Genomic DNA, 19,185 nt, shown 5'->3' on the forward strand with positions numbered 1-19,185 from the left:
TGACGCGCGGAGAGACAGGCAGGTGACGGTGGGCAGGGGCGAGAAGTGGCCGGACTGGCGGCGTGACGTTTTCGGCGATCCGTACCTGGTCTGGCACGACGGTCCGGACTTCGCCCGGCTGCTGAGCGTCGCCCGGGACGAGCCGGAGGTCGTGGCTCGGATGCTCGGCGCAGGTATGGCCGCCCGTGATCCGCTGGCGGCCGAGTCGATCGCCGCGCTGGCCGGCGACGGACTGGCCCCGTCCGGCGCCGAGGGGCTGCTCCGGGCCGCGCTGCCGGCCGCCTCCGGCACGTTCCAGGTCCGGCTGGCCCAGGCCCTGCAGGTGCTGACCGGCGACGAGGCGTGGGCCGAGCCGGTCGCGTCGGTGCTGGCAGCGGGGGCGCACTGGGGGGACCGGATCGACGCGGCCATCGCGCTCGCCGGGTTCGCCCCGACCCCGCGACTGGTCGAGGCGCTGGCCCGGGCGGTACGGGACCGCTACTACCTGGTCCGCTACCACGCCGCGAACACCCTGCTCCGGTACGCCGGCCGCCGCCGCGACGTCTCCGACCACCCGGCTCTCTTCGCGCTGATCAGCTCGGGCGACGACGACACGAAGCCCGACGCCGAGGTGACGGCGCAGCGCGCCGAGGCCGCCCGGCGGCTCTCCGCCGCCGTAGCCTTGTCCCGACAGTCGGTCGATCTCGGCGACAGCTGAACCCGTCGATCCGCCCGTGCGTGTCTTCTCGCGCGACCAGTGCCCTCCGGCACTGCGACAGACTCAGGAGTACGGATGGAGACACCCGCATGATCCGACGTAATGTCCTGACCGGCTTCGCCGCGCTGGGGATAGCCGCCGCGGTCGGCACTCCGGAGAAGGCGAGCGCACACTCCCCGAGCGCACAGTCACCGGGCGGACATCCCCGGAAGCGGTTCCCCGACACCTTCGACCTGCCCGACGGTTGGATGCCGGAGGGGATCGCGATCGGCGCGCTGCCGTACGCGTACTTCGGCTCCCGGGCCGACGGTTCGATCTACCGGGTCGACCTGGCGACCGGCGAGGGCCGGGTGCTCAGCCGGGGGCCGGGGGCGGGCTTCCCGTCGATCGGGCTGAAGCTGGACGGTCGGGGCCGGCTCTTCGTCGCCGGCGGCACGGCCGGCACCGGGCGCATCGTGGACGCCTGGAGCGGCCGGCTGCTCGCCGACCTCACCTTCACCACCGGCACCAGCTTCGTCAACGACGTGGTGCTGACCCCGCGGTCGGCGTACTTCACCGACTCGCAGAACCCGGTGCTGTACGTCGTGCCGACCGGCCGGCGCGGCGGCGTACGCGGGCTGCCGCTGACCGGGGACATCGTCTACACCACCGGCAACAACGCGAACGGCATCTGCCGGACGCCGGACGGCCGGGCACTGCTGGTGGTGCAGTCCAACACCGGCCTGCTGTTCCGGGTGGACCCGTCCTCCGGGGTGGCCCGGCAGGTGGACCTGGGCGGCGAACTCCTCACCAACGGCGACGGGCTGCTGCTGGAGGGCCGGACCCTGTACGCCGTGCTCAACCGGCTCAACACGGTGGCCGTACTGCGGCTGGCCTCCGACGGTCGCTCGGGGCGGGTCGTCGCGCGGTTGACCGATCCCCGGTTCGACATCCCGACCACGGTCGCCTCGTACGGCAACCGGCTCTACCTGCCGAACGCGCGGTTCAGCACCCCGCCGACGCCGGAGACCACCTACACGGCGGTGGCCATCCCGAAGCCGTAGCGGTCGGCCCTACCCGGATTCATCGCCGGCGCCGCCGGTGAGCACCCGCTCGCCGGCGGCACCGCCGTTCGTGCGGTGCCCGCCGGTGGCGCCGCCATCCCGTGCGGCGCCGCCGATGTGCCGCCGCGGCGCGGCCGGTTCCGGGGCCCGATCCGGAGGGGTTTGACAGACATCATTAGATGGATTTCTATTGATCGATGGTGATCGGGCCCGCCCGCCGGTCGCTTCGTCGATGGTGTCCTGGGGGTAGACATGCGGTTTCGGAAGGTCGGCGCGACCGCGGCGGCGGTGTTGTTACTGCTGCCGCTGGCGGCCTGCGGAGACGACGGCGGCGGTGGTGACGGGAAGACCCTCACCTACTGGGCCAGTAACCAGGGGCCCAGCCTGGACGAAGATCGGAAGATCCTGCAACCCGAACTCGACAAGTTCACCCAGCAGACCGGCATCGAGGTCGAACTCGAGGTGATCGGCTGGCCGGACCTGCTCAACCGGATCCTGGCCGCCACCACCTCCGGGCAGGGCCCCGACGTGCTCAACATCGGCAACACCTGGTCCGCCTCGTTGCAGGCCACCGGCGCCTTCCTGCCGTTCGAGTCGGCCGAGTTGGAACCGCTCGGCGGCCCGACCCGGTTCCTCGGGCCGAGTTTCGCGGCGACCGGCGCGGCCGGTCAGCCGCCGACCTCGGTGCCGCTCTACGGCCTGGCGTACGGGCTCTTCTACCACAAGCGGCTCTTCGCCGAGGCCGACATCACCAGCCCGCCGAAGAACTGGACCGAGTTCGTCGACGCCGGCAAGAAGCTGACCAAGGGCGACCAGTGGGGGCTGGCGGTCGAGGGGGCGAGCTACACCGAGAACGCGCACCACGCCTTCATCTTCGGCCAGCAGCACGGCGCGGAATTCTTCGACAGCGCCGGCAAGCCGCAGTTCACCGGGCATCACCACGTGATGGCGGTGAAGCAGTACATCGACTTCATGGCAACCGACAAGATCGTCAACCCCGGCAACGCCGAGTACAGCACCCCGACCCAGCCGATCGGCGACTTCGCCAAGGGCAAGGCCGCGATGCTGCTCTGGCAGAGCAACGCGGTCAGCGTGCTCGCCGCCGCCGGAATGAAGCCCGACGAGTACGGCGTCGCGCCGATCCCGATCGCCGACCCACTGCCGCCGGGCGGCAAGCGGGTCAACAGTCACGTGGCCGGGATCAACGTCTCGATCTTCAAGAACACCGACAACAAGGCCGGCGCGCTGGAACTGGTGAAGTTCCTGACCAGCAGCGCGGAGCAGCAGATTCTGAACAAGGCGTTCGGGTCGCTGCCCGTGGTCAAGGACGCCTACTCCGACCCGGCTTTCCAGACCCCGCTGATCAAGGTCTTCCAGGACGTGCTCGCCAACACCGCCGGGCCGCTGCCACAGGTCCCCGAGGAGAGCAAGTTCGAGACCACGGTGGGCAGTGGGATGCGGGACCTGTTCGCCAAGGTCGCCAGTGGGCAACCGGTCGGCGAGCCGGAGGTCGCGGCGGCGCTGGAAAAGGCCCAGCAGGAGATGGGTACCGGTGGCTGACCGCCCCGGGGCGACCGGGGCAGCGCGACGGGCCGGTGCCGGTTGGCACCGGCCCGGCCTGGCGTACCTGCTGCTGCTGCCCGCACTCGCCCTGGAGTTGCTGGTCCACCTGGTGCCGATGGCCGTCGGCGTCTGGATGAGCTTCCGGGAGCTGACCCAGTTCTACATCCGGAACTGGGCGGCGGCACCCTGGGCGGGGCTGCGCAACTTCCGGGTGGCGCTGGACGTCGACTCCGCGATCGGCGCCTCGCTGCTGCGCTCGCTCTGGATCACCCTGGCGTACGCCCTGCTGGTGGTCGCCGGCTCGTGGCTACTCGGCTTCGTGGCCGCCCTGCTGCTCCAGCGCCCGATGCGCAGCCGGGGACTGCTGCGCACCCTCTTCCTCGTCCCGTACGCGCTGCCCGCGTACGCGGCGGTGATCGCCTGGAACTTCCTGCTCCAGCGGGACAACGGGATGCTCAACCATCTGCTGGTGGAGAACCTGCACCTTACCGACGACCGGGCGTTCTGGCTGCTCGGCGACCGCAGCTTCGTCGCCGTCGTGTTGGTCTCGGTGTGGCGGCACTGGCCGTTCGCCTTCCTGATCATCATGGCCGGGATGCAGAACATCCCGACCGACCTCTACGAGGCGGCGGCGATCGACGGTGCCGGGCCGGGCCAGCAGATCCGCCGGGTGACCCTGCCGATGCTCCGACCGGTCAACCTGGTGCTGGTCCTGGTGCTGTTCCTCTGGACCTTCAACGACTTCACCACCCCGTTCGTGCTGTTCGGCGCGGCGACGCCGGACCAGGCCGACCTGATCTCGGTGCACATCTACCAGAGTTCCTTCGTGACCTGGAACTTCGGGCTCGGCTCGGCGATGTCCGTGCTGCTGCTGCTCTTCCTGCTCCTGCTCACCACCGGATATCTGCTGCTGACCGCCCGGAGGCGCCGCCGTGCTGTTTGAGCCCCGCTGGTTCCGCTGGGTCCGCTGGGTGGGCCTGGCCTTCTTCGCCGCCATCGTGCTGCTGCCGCTGTATGTGATGGCGACCTCGGCGGCGAAGCCGCTGCGGGACGTACAGGGCGAGTTCCACTGGTGGCCGACCGAGCTGACGCTGCGCCCGTTCGCCGACATCTGGCGGACCATCCCGCTCGGCCGGTACTTCGTGAACAGCGTGCTGGTCTCCACCGCCGCCGCGGTCTGCTCGGTGCTGGTCGCGGTCTTCGCCGCGTACGCGATCAGCCGGTTCCGGTTTCCCGGCCGGGCCCTCTTCTCGGTGACCGTGCTCTCCACCCAGATGTTCCCGGGCATCCTCTTCCTGCTGCCGCTCTTCCTGATCTACGTCAACATCGACCAGTTCACCGGCATCACCCTGTACGGCTCCCGGCTCGGCCTGGTCATCACCTACCTGACCTTCTCGCTGCCGTTCTCGATCTGGATGCTGGTCGGCTATTTCAATTCGATCCCCCGAGAACTCGACGAGGCCGCCCTGGTCGACGGTGCCGGGCCGGTCGGCGCGCTGCTCCGGGTGGTGGTGCCGGTCGCCACCCCGGGGATCGTGGCGGTCGCGATCTACGCCTTCGTGACGGCGTGGAGCGAGGTGCTCTTCGCCTCGATCATGACCAGCGAGCAGAGCCGTACCCTGCCGGTCGGGCTACAGCTCTACTCCACCCAGGCCGGCGTCTACTGGAACCAGGTGATGGCCGCCTCGCTGGTGGTCAGCGTCCCGGTCGCGGCCGGATTCCTGATGCTGCAACGCTTCCTGGTCCAGGGCCTGACCGCCGGCGCGGTGAAGTGACCCGGCCGTCCGGCCGCTCCGTCCGGTCGGTCCGCCCGCCATCGTGATCAGAAACCCCGGAAAACCGGGCTGTGCGCCGAGAGTCCGTTCAGTACACTCGTGACCAGCCCAGCGCGATCTTGGCCTATCCCGGCCCGGACGCGTGCGACGACGAGTGAGGGGAGCCGGCCGTGCGCTACCGCACCGCTGTCGTCATTCCCCAGTCGCTGCACCGGGTGATCCTGGCGTCTTCCTGACGTCCGGTGCCGGCCCGCGCGGCCGCACCGGAGATCCGTGACGCACCCCTGAGCCGGTTCGGCGACCCTGGCCGTCGCCGGAGTCGGCCGGCAGATCCTGGCGCACGTCGATACCGGCTTCCGGCATCCCGTCGCGTCCCGATCCGGTTCTGCGACGCCGTCCCGCGCGGTCGCGTCGACCGGTCGGTCCAGGCTGCCGGCTCGGGGAGTACCCGCCTGGCCACATCCTGCCGGGCGCGTCCGGAGCAATCGCGCCGTCCGAGACGAACAGACCACCCAGAGAGGCCGTCGGCCGTGCGTACCGAGCTGCACCGTCCCGTTTCCCACCCCCTGACCCGGCTGCGTAACCTGGGCATCCTCGCCCACGTCGACGCCGGTAAGACCACCACCACCGAGCGGATCCTCTACGCCACCGGAGCCACCTACAAGCGCGGCGAGGTGCACGACGGGACGACCGTCACCGACTTCGACGCCCAGGAGCGCAGCCGGGGCATCACCATCTTCGCCGCCGCGGTGAGTTGCGACTGGGCCGGTCACCGGATCAACCTGATCGACACCCCCGGACACGTCGACTTCGCCGACGAGGTCGAGCGGGCCCTGCGGGTGCTCGACGGCGCGATCGCGGTCTTCGACGGTGTCGCCGGAGTGGAGCCGCAGAGCGAGTCGGTGTGGCGGCAGGCCGACCGGCACGGCGTACCCCGGATCGCCTTCGTCAACAAGCTGGACCGGGCCGGCGCCGACCTGGACACGGCGGTCCGGTCGATCCGCGACCGGCTCCGGGTCACCCCGCTGGTGGTGCAGCTACCGATCGGTCGGGAGGAGAACTTCACCGGCGTGGTGGACCTGGTGACGATGCGCTCGCTGGTCTGGACCGACGGGGAGGCGCCCGTCGAGGGCCCGGTCCCGGACGACCTGCGGGAGGAGGCGGAGCAGCGTCGTCGGGTACTCGCGGAGACGGTCGCCGAGCGGCATCCGGCCGCGCTGGAGGAGTACTGCGAACGGTCGACGCTGGCCGCCGAGACGCTCCGGGACGCGCTGCGGGACCTGACCCGTACCGGGGACGGCCTGGTGGTGCTCTGCGGCTCGGCGTACCGGAACCGGGGCATCGAGCCGCTGCTCGACGCGGCCGTCGGCTACCTGCCGTCGCCGCTGGACGTCCCGGCGGTGCGCGGCAGCACCTCCGGCGGCGAGCTGCGGGAGCGGCCCGCCGACCCGGCGGCGCCGTTCACCGCGCTGGTGTTCAAGGTCAACTCGACCGGCACCGGCCGGCTCAGCTACCTGCGGATCTACGCGGGCAGCGTCGGAAAGGGAGGCGTGGTGCTGGACGCCGGCGCCGGGCGTACCGAGCGGATCAGCCGGATCCTGCGGGTGCAGGCCGACCGGCACACCGAGGTGGACCGGGCGGTGGCCGGCGACATCGTCGCGGTGGTGGGGCTGAAGTCGGCGCGGGTCGGTGCGACGCTCTGCGCCCCGGACGCGCCGCTGCTGCTCGAACCGCCGACCGCCGCGGACCCGGTGGTCTCGGTGGCCGTCGAGGCGCGCCGGAGCACCGACACCGGACGGTTGGCCTCGGCGTTCGCCCGGCTGGTCGAGGAGGACCCGTCGCTGGCCGTCCGGACCGATCCGGAGACCGGCCAGACCGTGCTCTCCGGGATGGGAGAGCTGCACCTGGAGGTGGCGGTGGAGAAGATCCGCCAGGACGTCGGGCTGGAGGTCAGCGTCGGCCGGCCGCAGGTGGCGTACCGGGAGACGGTCGTGCATGGCGTGACCGGACTGGTGTACCGGCACGTCAAGCAGGACGGTGGCGCGGGCCAGTGGGCGCACGTCGTCCTCGACGTGACGCCGCTGGACGGTGACCCGATGGCGGGCGGCGGCGTACCGGACTTCGCGTTCGCCTCGACGGTCGTCGGCGGCCGGGTCCCGAAGGAGTACGTCCGGGCGGTCGAGGCCGGCTGCCGGGACGCGCTCGCCGACGGGCCCCTCGGCGGCCACCCGGTGATCGGGCTGCGGGTCACCCTGACCGACGGTGCCACCCACGTGAAGGACTCTTCCGAGCTGGCCTTCCGGACGGCCGGCCGGCTCGGGCTGCGGGCGGCGCTTCAGGCCAGCGAGCTGGTCCTGCTGGAACCGGTGGTCGAGGTGACGGTGACCGTGCCGGACGACGCGGTCGGTGCGGTGCTGGGCGACCTGGCCGCCCGGCGCGGCCGGGTCGTCGGCTCGACCGCCCGGGCCGGCACGGTGGTGGTCACCGCGACCGTGCCGCTCGCCGAACTGTTCGGCTACGCGACCCGGTTGCGCAGCCGCAGCCAGGGCCGGGGCACGTTCAGCACCCGGGCCGCCGGCTACAACCCGGTGCCGAGCGGCATCCACGGCGCTGCGTCACCCCGGTGACGCCGACCGCCGGCGGCTCGACCGGGCCTGATCGGATCGCCGGTGGCTCGATCCGGACCTGACTGATCACCGGTGGTTCGACAGGGCTGCCGGGGTGGCGGGCAGGGCCGGCTGCCTCGTCCAGCCGGGCCGTGGAGCCCGGCGCCGGCCCCGCCCGGAGTACGGGCGGGGCCGGCGCCGTCCCACCAGCCGCCGTCCCGTCCGGTGTCGGAGGCTCTTCATCCGGGGTTCACCACGGGGCCGTGGCGGCGCAGACCGGCCCGGTTACGGTGCGGATCGATCCATGATCGACTAAAGAGGAGGCGAACGCGATGAAGCGTCGCATGCTGGGCTCCCTGGTGCTGGCCGGCGCCGTCGTGGGCCTCGGCGCGCCGGCCGCCCAGGCGGCCGGCCCGGCCCACGGCCACGCCCCGGGCGCCGTCCGAAGCGGACGGCCCGGCGGGAGGGCCCGTCCACTGCCGCAGGCCCACGCGCACAACGACTACGAGCACGAGCGGCCGTTGTTCGACGCGCTCGACCACGGCTTCACCAGCGTCGAGGCCGACATCTACCTGGTCGACGGCGAACTGCTGGTCGGCCACGACCCGGAGGACGTGGTACCGGGTCGTACCCTGAGCAGCCTCTACCTCGAACCGCTGGCCCGGCGGGTGCGGGCCAACCACGGCGGCGTCTTCGCACACAGCCACCAGCAGCTACAACTGCTGGTCGACATCAAGAACACCGGCGCGGACACCTACACCGAGCTGCACCGGGTGCTGCGGGGCTACCAGCGGATGCTGACCACGTACTCCGCCGGACGGGTCCGACAGGGCGCGGTGACCGTGGTGGTCAGCGGGGACCGGCCGCGCGACCTGATGGCCGCCCAGCGGGTCAGGTACGCCTGCTACGACGGCCGGGCCGCCGACCTCGGCTCCGGGGCGCCGGCCTCGTTCGTCCCGCTGATCAGTGACAACTGGACCAACCTCTTCACCTGGCGGGGTGTCGGGGCGATGCCGGCGGGGGAACGGACCAGGTTGCGTTCGTTCGTCCGGACCGCGCACCGCGACGGCCAGCGGGTACGGTTCTGGGCCACGCCGGACCTGCCCGGTCCGGAGCGGGACGCGATCTGGCGGGAACTCCGGGCCGCCGACGTCGACCACATCAACACCGACGATCTCGCGGGCCTGGCCGACTTCCTCCGCTAGTCCCCGCATTCGACGGGAGAGGGGCTGCACCGGCAGCAGCGGCGCAGCCCCTCTCCCGGTCACCCGGAGATGGCCACGGGACGGGCGGGCGGGTGACGACCGGGAACGACCGTCGCCTACCGCGGGTCCAGCCGGGAGAAGACCCCGATGCCGTTGGGCACCGGCCGTTCCGCACCGCCGGACGGATGGTTGCGGACCTCGACGGCGGGCTCGGCGACGGTCCGGGTCACCAGGGTGGTCGACCCGCCGCCGTCGAGGTTGACCGCGCCGGCCGCGCCCAGTTCGCGCAGGGTCAGGGCAAGGTCGAGGATGGTCAGGCCGGGTCCGGCGCCGTCCACGGCCAGCAGGTAGAGGCGGCGGCCGTCGGCGCTGACCCCGGCGGCGGTACGGATGGCGGCCGTCCGCCCGTCCAGTCCGGCCAGCGGCTCGCCGTTCCGGAGGATCGGGAAGCCGCCGACCGCGAACCGGAACGGCAGCCGGGTGTCCGGCACCAGGTCGTAGTCGACGCGTACCCGGTCGCCGACCTCGAACCGGCGCAGCGCCTGGGCGCCCTGCTCCCGGCCGACCAGCACCACGGTGTCCCGGGCGATCGCCCCGGTACCCGGCTCGGTGCCGGTCCGGACCACCCGGCCGTGCCGGACGCTCAGTTCGTACGTGTCGGTACTGCACGGCGCGGCGCGGTCGGTGTCGGTGCCGCAGGTGGACCGCTTGCGGGAGACACCGCCCCAGTCGCTGTCGAACACCCCGACCCCACCCACCGGCAGGGCGTACTGGTTGAAGCCGGTGACCGGGAACCGTTCCCGGCCGGCCGAGACCGTGCCCTTCAGGCTGACCCGGGCGAGCCGGCCGACCCGGTCCACCCCGACCCCGAGGACGTCGGAGGTGGCCGTACCCGGCGGCAGCCCCGGGCCGAACCGTTGCCCGTTCGGTACGGCCGCCTTCAGCTCGTCCCCGCCGGAGATCGCCGGGCCGACCGCTGATCCGGTCACCTCGACCCCGGGCTGGGTGTTGCTGATGTTGAAGAAGTCGCCGTTGACCGCGGCGATCGCCCGCCGGCTGTCTGCCTGCGCGGAGATCGGAGCCCGGGCCGCGACCGCACCTGCCGTGATCAGATCCACCGTGACCAGGGGATTGCGCAGGTCCACCTCGACGAGATGCAGCGGCACGTCGACTCCGGTAGTGGGCCGGGTGAACTCCCGGTAGGTCACCCCGGGCGCGAGGGTGCCGGGCGCCGTCGAGATTGCCGGCAGGGTGCCGGCGGCCGGACCGGCGACGGCCGTGGTGGCGCCGCTGACCAGGGCCAGCGCGAGGCCGAGGGCCGACGCGGCCAGCAGCTTACGAGGATGGCGGGAACGGTATGGCCGGAGCAACGCCGGTGAGTGGGAACGGTCGGCTGAGAGCAACGCCGGTGCCTCCGAATCGTGACGGGGAAACACCAGCCAGACTTCCGGCCGAGGTGATCGAGGTCAAACGAACATCAACTGGACGACCGGTTACCCCGCCCGGTCGAGCTGGAGGCCTGGCCCGGGCCGCCGGAGCCGGCCACGCCGTCCAGCCCGGGGGACGGCGGTGCCTCGGCCGGGTCGGTGACGGCCATGCTCAGCCGTACCCGGACGCCGTTGGTGCCGCTCTGCACCTCGATCGAGTCGGCGAGTTCCTGGGCCAGCCACAGCCCCATCCCGCCGTTCGCGGACGGCCGGGGACGGCGGGTCGGGATGGTCGGTAGCGGGGCGGCGAAGCCCCTCCCGTGGTCCCGGATCTCACAGACCAGGTGCCGCCGGTGCCAGATCCGCAGCTCGCCTCGCCCGCCGCCGTGCCGGACCGCGTTGGTCATCGCCTCGTTGACCGCGGTCACGAAGTCGTCCAGCCGCTCCCCGGCCAGACCGGCCGCGAGGAGGCACTCGGTGAGCGTCCGCCGCACGTCGGCGACCTGCTCCGCGTCGAAGTCGGCTTGGAGCAACAGGGGTCCATGCTGTGTCTCCGTCCGTTGATCGTGCAACGGACCGTCCGTCATGGCGCCTCCAAGGTCACCGGACCCGTCAGGGTACAGCGCGGACCGTACCCACCGGTGGCCGAGTCAATCAAAGACGACCGGGATTTCGGGCCCCGACCGGGCGTGACACCGTCGCTCCGAGAGGCTCACGCACCTGTCACCATTAACTGTTGATGGCACAGTACAGAGCGTAGGCGACCTGTTGGCCGCTGACGTCGCCGTGCGAGCTGATGAACCTGTCCGCTTTCAGGTTGAACACCCGACCCGGCTGGAACTGGTAGCCGCCGCCCACCTCCAGCAGCTCGACGCCGGGCTGGACCACCTCGGGCGTCTTCAGCGCCCCGTTGCGGCCGATTCCGCCGTACGGGTCGTCGGCGTCGCCCAGCCCGGCACCGGCCTGCCGGGCGAGCCGGGACGCCGCCGCGTACGCCAGGCCGACCGCCCGGTCGTTGACGGTGTGCGTGACCAGCATCGGCCCGATCAACCGCCGATCGGCCAGCAACGCCCGGAACAGCCCGTTCTCGCCCCGGCCGTTGAAGTCCACCGCGAACGCGTGGTGGCTGAACGCACCCTGCATCAGCGTGTAGGAGTGCAGCCGGGGTTGCCGTACGGCGGCGGCGGCCAGTGCCCGGGCGCCGAACGAGTGGCCGGCCAGATGCAGTCGTACGCCCGATGCCGACGCCCCGGCCAGCTCGGGCAGCAGCGCGGCGATGCCACCGGAGCCGACCTTCCCGGCCCGGTCCTTCATCGTGTAGTAGGTGGTCACGTTCAACACCCCGCGCGCCTTGGCCAGCACGCTGTCGAGGTCGAAGCCGAACCCGGCCGCCCTGCCGGCCGTGCTGTCGGCGGCTCCGCCGGCCGTGCTGTCGGCGGCTCCGCCGACCCGCTCGGGCAACCCGAAGTCGATCTCGGGACCACCCACTGCCTGGAAGACCGTCTCCGCGTCGCCGTGCAGCAGCGCTGCCGGCGGCGGATCCTCGTCCACCTCCGCGACGCCCGGGGACGGCTGGGCCGGGATCTGCTCCCGCAGCGCGTCGAGGAACTGCTGCCGGGCCTCGGCCGAATCCGTCAGCCTCGGCACCAGCCGGGTCAGCAACGCCGCCCGGCCCGGATCCTCGACCCGGGTCGTGATCGCCCCGATCAGTGCGGCGGCCTCGTCGCCGACCGCGACCCCGCCGCCGGCCACCTCGTCCTCGTCCGACCAGCGGATCGACGGCCAGAGCGCGCCGACCACGGCCAGGGTCCGGGACGCTGCCCCGGGCACCGCCGGGCGCACCGCCGCCAGGCTGTCGGTGAGCCGCTGGTAGAGGCGGCGGGCCTGCGGGATGTCGTTGTTCCAGCCGTGGCAGAGCACGAGTACGTCGGTGGCGCCCGAGGAGGCGACCAGCTCCACCGCGGCCCGCCGCTGGGCGTCGTCGTGGATCGCGCCGGTGGACCGGATCTCCACCTCCGCGTACGGGAACTGCATCTCCACACCTCACCGGAAGGCGACGGGTCAGACCGACTGAAGGGCTCGCATCGCGTCGACGAGCCCACGACCCTGGAACGAACGGTCCCGACCGAGGTCGGTGGCAGAGTCGAGCAGCGCCCGCTTGACCCGGTGCGGGCGGCCGATGAACTCCTGGTGCACCGACATGAACGCCGCCGCCACGCCGGAGACGTGCGGTGCCGCCATCGAGGTGCCGGAGTTCTCCACGTAGGTCGCGCCGGGCACGCTGGTGAGCGCCTGCTCCAGCAGCCGGCCGGTGCCGGCGCTGATCACCCGCTCGCCCGGCGCCAGCAGGTCCGGCTTGGCCCGGCCGTCCCCGGTGGGGCCCTTGGAGGAGAAGTAGGAGACGCCGGAGGCGTGCGGCCGGCACGAGGTGGCACCGACCGTGATGGCCAGTTCGGCGTTGCCCGGGTCGTTGATGGTCAGGTCGAACGCCGTGCGCATCCGCCGGCCACCCGCGTCGATGACGTAGCCGTACCCGGTGTTGCCGGCCGCCGCCACCACGACCACGCCGGACTGCACCAGCCGGTCGACCTCCCGGCAGATCGGGCTGAGCCCGGTGGCGAACCAGGTCGGGTCGAACGGATAGCCGACCGAGAGGTTGACCCCGTGCACCAGCAGTTCCCGGCCGTAGTCGTTGAGTTCCTGGATGTATTCCAGTGCGGCCAGCACCGCCGCCATGTCACCGGAGCCGTCGTCTCGGAGGATCTTGCAGGAGAGCAGCCGGCAGCGCGGCGCCATTCCGCTGATCGACCGCAGGTGCAGCCGCTCGGTACGCACGTCGCCCGCGTCCGGCTGGTAGAAGGTGGCGGCGGTCAGCGGGTTCTCGTCGTCTCCGACGATCTGCTCGCCGGCCAGGATCCCGGCCACGTGCGTGCCGTGTCCGGCCAGGTCCTTCGTCGCGTCGGTGTCGCTGTCGCCGACGAAGGAGCGGTGCGCCAGCGGCGGGGTCAGCGCCAGATTGGCGTGCCGTTGGAAGTGCGCATGCCCCTCGTCGATGCCGGAGTCGAGCACCGCCCAGACAATGTCCTGGCCGTACGCGTTGAAGGCGCGGTGCGCCGCCTGGCACTTGGTGGTCACCACGGAGCGGTGGATGAGCGGCTGGACCTCGAAGTTGGGCCAGATCCGGTGGATTGCCGAGCGCGGGGCGGGACCGGCGCCGACCGTCGACGTCGACGGCTCCTCGGTGGCCGGGCCGGAGCGGGCCGCCTGCTCCGCCAGCCCGGCCTCCAGTTCCGCCTGCTCCTGGGCGACCTCCTCGGCCTCCTCGGTGTCGGCGGCCACTATGGCGCGGATCTGCGCGGCGGTGAGGGCGCTGCTGACGTACGAGCCGATCGGCCAGACCGGCGTCTCGGCGTCGGCGACCTGCCGGATCAGCTCCCGGACCCGGGCCTGTGCCCGGCGCACCCCGCCCAGATAGCGGGTACGCAGCTCGATCACCACGCCGATCGGCTCGTCGCCGGAGGACCGCATCCGCTCCTGCAACGGCCGGGCGATGACCGAGTCGGTGACCAGGCTGGGGGAGGTGGGCACCGGCGACAGCGGGCTGGCCCGGTCGCCGCCGTCGGCGTTCTGCTCGGCCGAGCCGAACTCGGCGGGCAGTGGTTCCGCCGGGCGGCCCGGGTCGGCGCTGTCGGAGTCCATTGATTCCTCCCATGACGTCCGGACCATCGTTTCCGCACGGGCGGCCGGAGGAAAAGGGGCGGACGTGGATCTGACAGTCGTCGTCGACCGTGCTCGGGACGGGTCGGCGACGACCGGTCGGGGAGCCGGGTAATCATACGGCCCGATGGGTCGGGTGGGGCCCTCCGGCGCGCCCGGACGGTCACCGCCGGCTCCGGCCGGCAGGGTCGCGGCGGGCCGGGACCATCGGGTACCGGTACCGGCGGAGTGAGCCGGCCAGCGGCATCCCGTGACGGGACTATCCGGTACCGGTGCCGAACGGTGCGCCGGCCAGCGGCACGCGTACCGGCTGGCGCCCGTTGAACCGGAAGCGCAGCAGCTCGGCCGCGCCGACGACCGCGTCGCCGAGGTCTGCGCCACGGCGGGCGGCCACCCAGTCGACCAGTGCGGGCGGATCGCGCAGCGGCCCGGTGAAGTGGACCAGGGTGGCGTACCAGATGTCCCGGGAGAAGCCGGCCTCGAACCAGGCGTCGTCGCCGAGTTCGACGGCGAGCCGCGCGGCGAACTCGTCCGGCGCCGCGTCGACCGGGTACGCGCAGACCATCACGCCGGACGGGGTGAGCGTCAGGCCGTGCAGGGCCAGGCGTACCGGCCGGCACGCCGCGGCGGCCCGGCGCAGCGCCGAGCCGGCCCGGGCCACCAGCGGGTCGCCGTCCGGCACGCTGCTCCGGTGCGCTTCGAGTGCCCGTACCGTGAAGTGCACGGCCTCCGGCGCGCCGGTCGGCCAGTGGTCCGGGCCGGCCACGGCGAGCGCCTCGGCGGCCACCGCCGCCAGCCGGCCGGCGCACGGCGGATCCGGCGGCAGCACCACCGAGAGCCCCCACCGGCCGCCGTCGACCGGCGGGGAGTCGCGGTAGTGGGACCCGGCCAGCACGGCGTCGCGGCCCCGGGCGAAGAGCCGGTCGAAGGCGGCGCCGTAGCCGGCGGCCGGCCCGGCGACCCTGCGTCCCCGGCTACCCACGGTCGCCGAACAGCCGGCGGAGCAGTTCGGCCTGGTGGGGGAATTGGAATCCCGCCCCGCCCTCGTGCCCGTTGTACGGCCACACCGTGATGTCCTTCCGCTCGCCGGCGTAGTGGTTGAAGGCGGCATAGACCGTCGACGGCGGGCAGACCGCGTCCATCAGGGCGACGGAGAAGAGCGCCGGAGCGTCGGCCCGGCTGGCGAAGTTGACCCCGTCGAAGTAGCTGAGGGTGTGGAACGCCTGCTCGACGTCGCCCCGGTGGGTCCGCAGGTACGTCACCAGTTCGTGGTACGGCAGGGCATCGGTGATCTCGGTGGCCCGCCGGTAGTGGCAGAGGAACGGCACGTTCGGCAGCACCGCCGCGAGCCCGTCGACCAGGCCGGAGACGGCGATGCTGATCCCGCCGCCCTGGCTGGTGCCGGCCACCACCACCCGGTCCGGGTCGACCCGGGGGTGTGCCCGGGCGGTCTCCACGGCGCGGACGGCGTCGGTGAAGACCCGGCGGTAGTAGTAGGCCGACGGATCGGTGAGGCCGCGGGTCATGAAGCCGGGGGTCTGCGGCAGGCCGACCGGGTCCGGGTCCGGGGTGTCGCCGACCAGGTAACCGTTGCTGCCCTGGCCCCGGGTGTCCATCACCAGGTGGGCGTAGCCGGCGGCGCTCCAGGTCAGCCACTCGTGCGGCAGCCCGCGCCCGCCGCCGTACCCGATGTACTCGACGACGCAGGGGAGCCGGCCGGTGCGGTGCCGGGGGAGCAGGAACCAGCCGCGTACCGGCTGGCCGGCGAAGCCGGAGAAGGTGACGTCGAAGGCCTCCACAGTGGACAGACCGGCGTCGTACGGCTCGAACCGTGCCGGGGTGCCGGCGTCCCGCGCCTGACCCAGGGTCTTCGCCCAGAAGGCATCGAAGTCTACCGGTTCGTCGCGTTCCGGTAGGTAGTCGCGCAACCGGTCCAGCGGCCAGTCGACAAGCATGGCCCGTCTCCTCTCGTCGTCGCGGGCCGGGGGTGCGGCCCGGCGGGCGGCCCCGGCCGCGAGCCGGGGCGTCCCGAAGCCGGAGGGTAGCGTCCGGGCCGGTGCCGCCCACCGGCTGGTCGGCCGTGTCCCGAGCGGCGTACCCGGGAGCGCCCCGCCCGCCGCCCGCGTCCGCCGCCCGGGACGGGCCGGCGCGCCGCCTCCGGGCGAAGCGCCGGTATTGACGATTGCCCTGATATCGATGGCCCGTTAGGTTCGAGGTCCCGGCGGACGCAGCACGCGCCTTGCCCGCACCGCCGGCACGGTGGGGAGGCGTGACTTGTCTGATCTGTGGCAGGTGTTGGGTGACCTCGACCGGTTGATGGAGTCCGTCCAGCGCGAGGCGGACGCGGCCCGGGATCGGCAGCAGGCGGGCCGGGAGCCGACCACCGGCAGCGCGCTCGACGGCCGGGTACGCGTACGGCTCGCCGCCGACGGGCGGGTGGACGAGATCCGGCTGGCCGACGACGCCATGGGACTGCGGGCCGATCAGTTGGCCGAGGGCATCGCGCGGGCGTTCAACCAGGCCTGGCTCGCCGCACGTTCCGACGACGAGACGGCCGCCGCGGCCCTCGCGGTGGATCCGGCGGCGCTGGCGGAACAGCTCCGCGAGGTCCGCGAGGAGGGCATGCGGAGCATGCGGGCGATAACCGACTCGCTGAGCGACGCCATGGCCCGGATCGAGCGGCGGACCCGGTGACGACGACGGAGGTCTCGCCGGAGGGGCTGCGCAACTCCGCCGACGAACTCGCCGGGGTCGTCGAGCGGACCGACGCCCTGCTCCAGACGTTTCAGCAGCGGCTGGACTCCATCGGCGCGCCGTGGGGCAACGACGAGCTGGGCGCCACCATCGCCGACGTCTACCAGGGCGCGCACGCGATGGTGATGAACTGTTACACCTCCAACCTCGACACCATCGACGGGTACGTCGAGCGGCTGGACATCGTGGCGTTCCTCTTCGAAGAGGCCGATCAGGACAGTAAGGCAGAAGCCCGCGCCCTCCTGGACAGCCAGGGGTGGCCCCAGCCCTAGGGAGCCCGCGATGGGGATCCAGTTGCCGCCCAGTCTGGTGGAGCTCCTCGCCACCATCGGCTTCCACTGGCCGGAGAGCGACGAGACCAAGCTGTTCGAGCTGGGCCGGACCTGGGGCGACCTGTCGAGCCAGCTCGACACCGAGGTGAAGGCCGCCAACAGCGCGGCGGCCGGCGTCTGGACGGCGACCCAGGCCGAGGCGGCGGACGTGTTCCGGACCAGTTGGACCAGGGACGCCGCGCCGGCCCAGCGGCTGGCCGGCGGTGCCACCGGCGCGGACATCGTCGGCACCGGTCTGCTGACCTGCGCCGCCATCGTCCTGGCGCTCAAGCTCAACATCATCGCCCAGGCCGCCCTGACGGCGCTCGCGATCGCTGCGGCGATCGCCAGCGGCGGTCTGGCGGCCGCCGGGGTCGCCCTGCTGCGCGAGGCGTTGCGGCGAGCCCTGGACTGGCTGCTCAACGAGGCGATCATGAAGATCGCCAATGGCTAGACGCCGGGTACGCCGACGACTCGCTGGTGCCGCCGCCAAGGGCGTGATGCGGTCGCTCCGGTCGGTCGTCCGGGACGGCGAGAAGCTGCCGCCCGTCGCCAAGAGCGTGCGTGCCAAGCTGCGCCGGGATCCCTACCGCCGGCCGAAGACGTTCCGCCGGGGCGTACGCGACAAGGTGTGGCAGGCGAACAAGGGCCCGGACGGCAAGGTCCGGGACCCGTTGACCGGCAAGGTCATCCGCCGGTGGACGCGCTGGGACATGGGGCACAAGCCCGGGTACGAGTTCCGCAAGCACCAGGCCAGCGCACGCCGGCGGCGGATCGGCCGCAAGAAGTTCCTCGACGAGCACAACGACCCGGCGCACTATCGTCCGGAGCTACCATCGTCGAACCGAGGTCACGCAGGTGAGGACCATACCGACGACTACCTGGGACCGTGAGCATGCCGAACGTCAGCAACGAGAACAAGGTGATCGCGAAGACCGTCGCGGCGGTCTTCGGCGGCAGCCCACGGGTCGTCGAGTACCTCGACGCCGACGGGGCGAGCAAGGTGGCGATCCTGCACTCCATCGACCACCCCTGGCCGGACGTCACGGCCTACTGCACGATCGGCCTCTCCGAGGTCGCCATTCCCCGGGACGTCGACCCGCCGCTCGGCGTCGAACTGCTCGCCGTCGCCGACTCGACGCTGCATCCGCGGTTTGCCGAGGCGCTGAGCACCGCCGCGTTCTTCTGGATCAACGACGGCTGGGAGCCGGAGCCGGGCGCCTGCTTCCGCGAGGTGCTGCGCATGCACCTGCCGGACACCCGGTTACCGCACTTCTTCCTCACCGATCCCTACCTCTGGGAGCGGGAGTTCGGCTCGATGGCGATCGGCACCAGGACGGTGGCCTGGCTGCTCGCCGTACCGGTCAGCGAGAGCGAGGCCGACTACGCCGAGGAGAACGGCCCCGAGGCACTGGAGGAACTCTTCGAACGGCACGAGGTCGACATCACCGACCTCGACCGGGCCCCGGTGGTCTGAGCCGCCGGAACCGGGCGCGCCGTGTCCCGGCGGCGTCGGGGTGTGGCCGGACGATCGGGGTCAGGCTGGCGTGAACTCCTCCGCTGCGGCCGGTTCGGTCAGGTCGAGGACGCCGACCACCTGATCCTCGATCCGCTCGCCGGTGGGCCGGAAACCGAGCCGCCGGTAGAACCGCTCCGGCCCGCGCTCGCCCGGCACCCAGGTCACGAAGACCCGGTCCTGCCCACGCTGGCGTAGCTCGTCGCAGACCGCCTGGACGGCGAACCGACCGTACCCCCGGCCCTGCTCGTCGGCGGCGATGTTCAACCGCCAGAGGCCGGAGCGGGGCGGGTCGGCCGGGTCGAACCGCACCATCAGGAAGGCCATCACGAAACCGACGAGCCGCTCGCCGTCGTAGACCAGCCGGGGCCAGGCGACCTCCGGCTGGGCGTACGCCTCGGCCAGCGACTGGGCCACCGGCGCGACCAGGCCCTCCTGGTCGGGGCGGATTTGCAGTCGGCAGGCGGCCACCACGTTCTCCGGGGTGACCTTCTCCAGGCGCAGTGACGACGGCACCGGCGACGACATCCTGACACCCTAACCGTTCTGTCGAGGGCGGTCGGCCCACGGA

19 protein-coding genes are annotated in these 19,185 nt (G+C 72.4%); 12 read left to right on the forward strand and 7 right to left on the reverse strand.

What is annotated here, in order from left to right:
* The first annotated feature begins 22 nt into the window (after positions 1–22).
* From R6Y94_RS07370 to R6Y94_RS07400, 7 genes are all read left to right on the forward strand, one after another.
* Positions 23–697, forward strand: a complete 675-nt coding sequence (locus R6Y94_RS07370) for a hypothetical protein (RefSeq protein ID WP_318395007.1) — start codon at positions 23–25, stop codon at positions 695–697.
* An 89-nt stretch (positions 698–786) separates the two neighbouring features.
* The gene (locus tag R6Y94_RS07375) at positions 787–1,740 is read left to right on the forward strand and encodes a superoxide dismutase (protein WP_318395008.1); all 954 of its coding nucleotides are present in this window, start codon (positions 787–789) and stop codon (positions 1,738–1,740) included.
* A gap of 252 nt (positions 1,741–1,992) precedes the next feature.
* A complete protein-coding gene (locus R6Y94_RS07380; RefSeq protein WP_318395009.1) occupies positions 1,993–3,300 on the forward strand; it encodes a sugar ABC transporter substrate-binding protein in 1,308 nt (435 codons plus the stop codon).
* Entirely contained in the window at positions 3,293–4,246 is a 954-nt protein-coding gene (locus R6Y94_RS07385; RefSeq protein ID WP_318395010.1) for a sugar ABC transporter permease, read from the forward strand. The genes R6Y94_RS07380 and R6Y94_RS07385 overlap by 8 nt, the downstream gene beginning before the upstream one ends.
* A complete protein-coding gene (locus R6Y94_RS07390; protein ID WP_318395011.1) occupies positions 4,236–5,078 on the forward strand; it encodes a carbohydrate ABC transporter permease in 843 nt (280 codons plus the stop codon). Before R6Y94_RS07385 ends, R6Y94_RS07390 begins: the two co-directional genes overlap by 11 nt.
* Before the next feature lie 530 nt (positions 5,079–5,608).
* Positions 5,609–7,705 (forward strand): elongation factor G, encoded by a 2,097-nt coding sequence (fusA, locus tag R6Y94_RS07395; RefSeq protein WP_318395012.1) that lies wholly within the window; start codon positions 5,609–5,611, stop codon positions 7,703–7,705.
* 323 nt (positions 7,706–8,028) lie between these two features.
* Complete coding sequence (locus R6Y94_RS07400) at positions 8,029–8,889, forward strand: phosphatidylinositol-specific phospholipase C/glycerophosphodiester phosphodiesterase family protein (RefSeq protein WP_318395081.1); 861 nt, start codon at positions 8,029–8,031, stop codon at positions 8,887–8,889.
* Positions 8,890–9,005: 116 nt separating this feature from the next.
* Here R6Y94_RS07400 and R6Y94_RS07405 read toward each other — a convergent pair whose 3' ends face one another.
* The 6 genes from R6Y94_RS07405 to R6Y94_RS07430 all read right to left on the reverse strand — a co-directional run bounded on the left by R6Y94_RS07405 (position 9,006) and on the right by R6Y94_RS07430 (position 15,988).
* Positions 9,006–10,259 carry a phosphodiester glycosidase family protein gene (locus tag R6Y94_RS07405; RefSeq protein WP_318395013.1) on the reverse strand — a complete coding sequence of 418 codons (1,254 nt, stop codon included), beginning with the start codon at positions 10,257–10,259 and terminating at the stop codon, positions 9,006–9,008.
* A gap of 107 nt (positions 10,260–10,366) precedes the next feature.
* Positions 10,367–10,849, reverse strand: coding sequence for an ATP-binding protein (locus R6Y94_RS07410; protein WP_318395014.1), 483 nt, complete (start codon positions 10,847–10,849; stop codon positions 10,367–10,369).
* 196 nt (positions 10,850–11,045) lie between these two features.
* The gene (locus R6Y94_RS07415) at positions 11,046–12,350 is read right to left on the reverse strand and encodes a hypothetical protein (protein WP_318395015.1); all 1,305 of its coding nucleotides are present in this window, start codon (positions 12,348–12,350) and stop codon (positions 11,046–11,048) included.
* Positions 12,351–12,377: 27 nt separating this feature from the next.
* Positions 12,378–14,015 carry a S8 family peptidase gene (locus tag R6Y94_RS07420; RefSeq protein ID WP_318395016.1) on the reverse strand — a complete coding sequence of 546 codons (1,638 nt, stop codon included), beginning with the start codon at positions 14,013–14,015 and terminating at the stop codon, positions 12,378–12,380.
* A 277-nt stretch (positions 14,016–14,292) separates the two neighbouring features.
* The gene (locus R6Y94_RS07425; RefSeq protein ID WP_318395017.1) at positions 14,293–15,015 is read right to left on the reverse strand and encodes a hypothetical protein; all 723 of its coding nucleotides are present in this window, start codon (positions 15,013–15,015) and stop codon (positions 14,293–14,295) included.
* Positions 15,008–15,988 (reverse strand): acetylxylan esterase, encoded by a 981-nt coding sequence (locus R6Y94_RS07430; RefSeq protein WP_318395018.1) that lies wholly within the window; start codon positions 15,986–15,988, stop codon positions 15,008–15,010. The genes R6Y94_RS07425 and R6Y94_RS07430 overlap by 8 nt, the downstream gene beginning before the upstream one ends.
* A 319-nt stretch (positions 15,989–16,307) precedes the next feature.
* Here R6Y94_RS07430 and R6Y94_RS07435 point away from each other — a divergent pair, with 319 nt between their 5' ends.
* The 5 genes from R6Y94_RS07435 to R6Y94_RS07455 are packed head-to-tail and all read left to right on the forward strand — an operon-like array spanning position 16,308 to position 18,575.
* On the forward strand, positions 16,308–16,727 hold the full coding sequence (locus R6Y94_RS07435; RefSeq protein ID WP_318395019.1) for a YbaB/EbfC family nucleoid-associated protein: 420 nt from the start codon (positions 16,308–16,310) through the stop codon (positions 16,725–16,727).
* Entirely contained in the window at positions 16,724–17,059 is a 336-nt protein-coding gene (locus R6Y94_RS07440; protein ID WP_318395020.1) for a hypothetical protein, read from the forward strand. Before R6Y94_RS07435 ends, R6Y94_RS07440 begins: the two co-directional genes overlap by 4 nt.
* Positions 17,060–17,069: 10 nt before the next feature.
* A complete protein-coding gene (locus tag R6Y94_RS07445; protein WP_318395021.1) occupies positions 17,070–17,552 on the forward strand; it encodes a hypothetical protein in 483 nt (160 codons plus the stop codon).
* Positions 17,545–17,991 (forward strand): HNH/ENDO VII family nuclease, encoded by a 447-nt coding sequence (locus tag R6Y94_RS07450; protein WP_318395022.1) that lies wholly within the window; start codon positions 17,545–17,547, stop codon positions 17,989–17,991. The genes R6Y94_RS07445 and R6Y94_RS07450 overlap by 8 nt, the downstream gene beginning before the upstream one ends.
* Before the next feature lie 2 nt (positions 17,992–17,993).
* Positions 17,994–18,575 carry a suppressor of fused domain protein gene (locus tag R6Y94_RS07455; RefSeq protein ID WP_318395082.1) on the forward strand — a complete coding sequence of 194 codons (582 nt, stop codon included), beginning with the start codon at positions 17,994–17,996 and terminating at the stop codon, positions 18,573–18,575.
* Between the two features lie 60 nt (positions 18,576–18,635).
* Here R6Y94_RS07455 and R6Y94_RS07460 read toward each other — a convergent pair whose 3' ends face one another.
* Positions 18,636–19,142 carry a GNAT family N-acetyltransferase gene (locus R6Y94_RS07460; RefSeq protein ID WP_318395023.1) on the reverse strand — a complete coding sequence of 169 codons (507 nt, stop codon included), beginning with the start codon at positions 19,140–19,142 and terminating at the stop codon, positions 18,636–18,638.
* Between the last annotated feature and the right edge of the window lie 43 nt (positions 19,143–19,185).

This window comes from Plantactinospora sp. KLBMP9567 (assembly GCF_033446045.1).
In the GTDB taxonomy this organism is placed as follows: domain Bacteria; phylum Actinomycetota; class Actinomycetes; order Mycobacteriales; family Micromonosporaceae; genus Plantactinospora.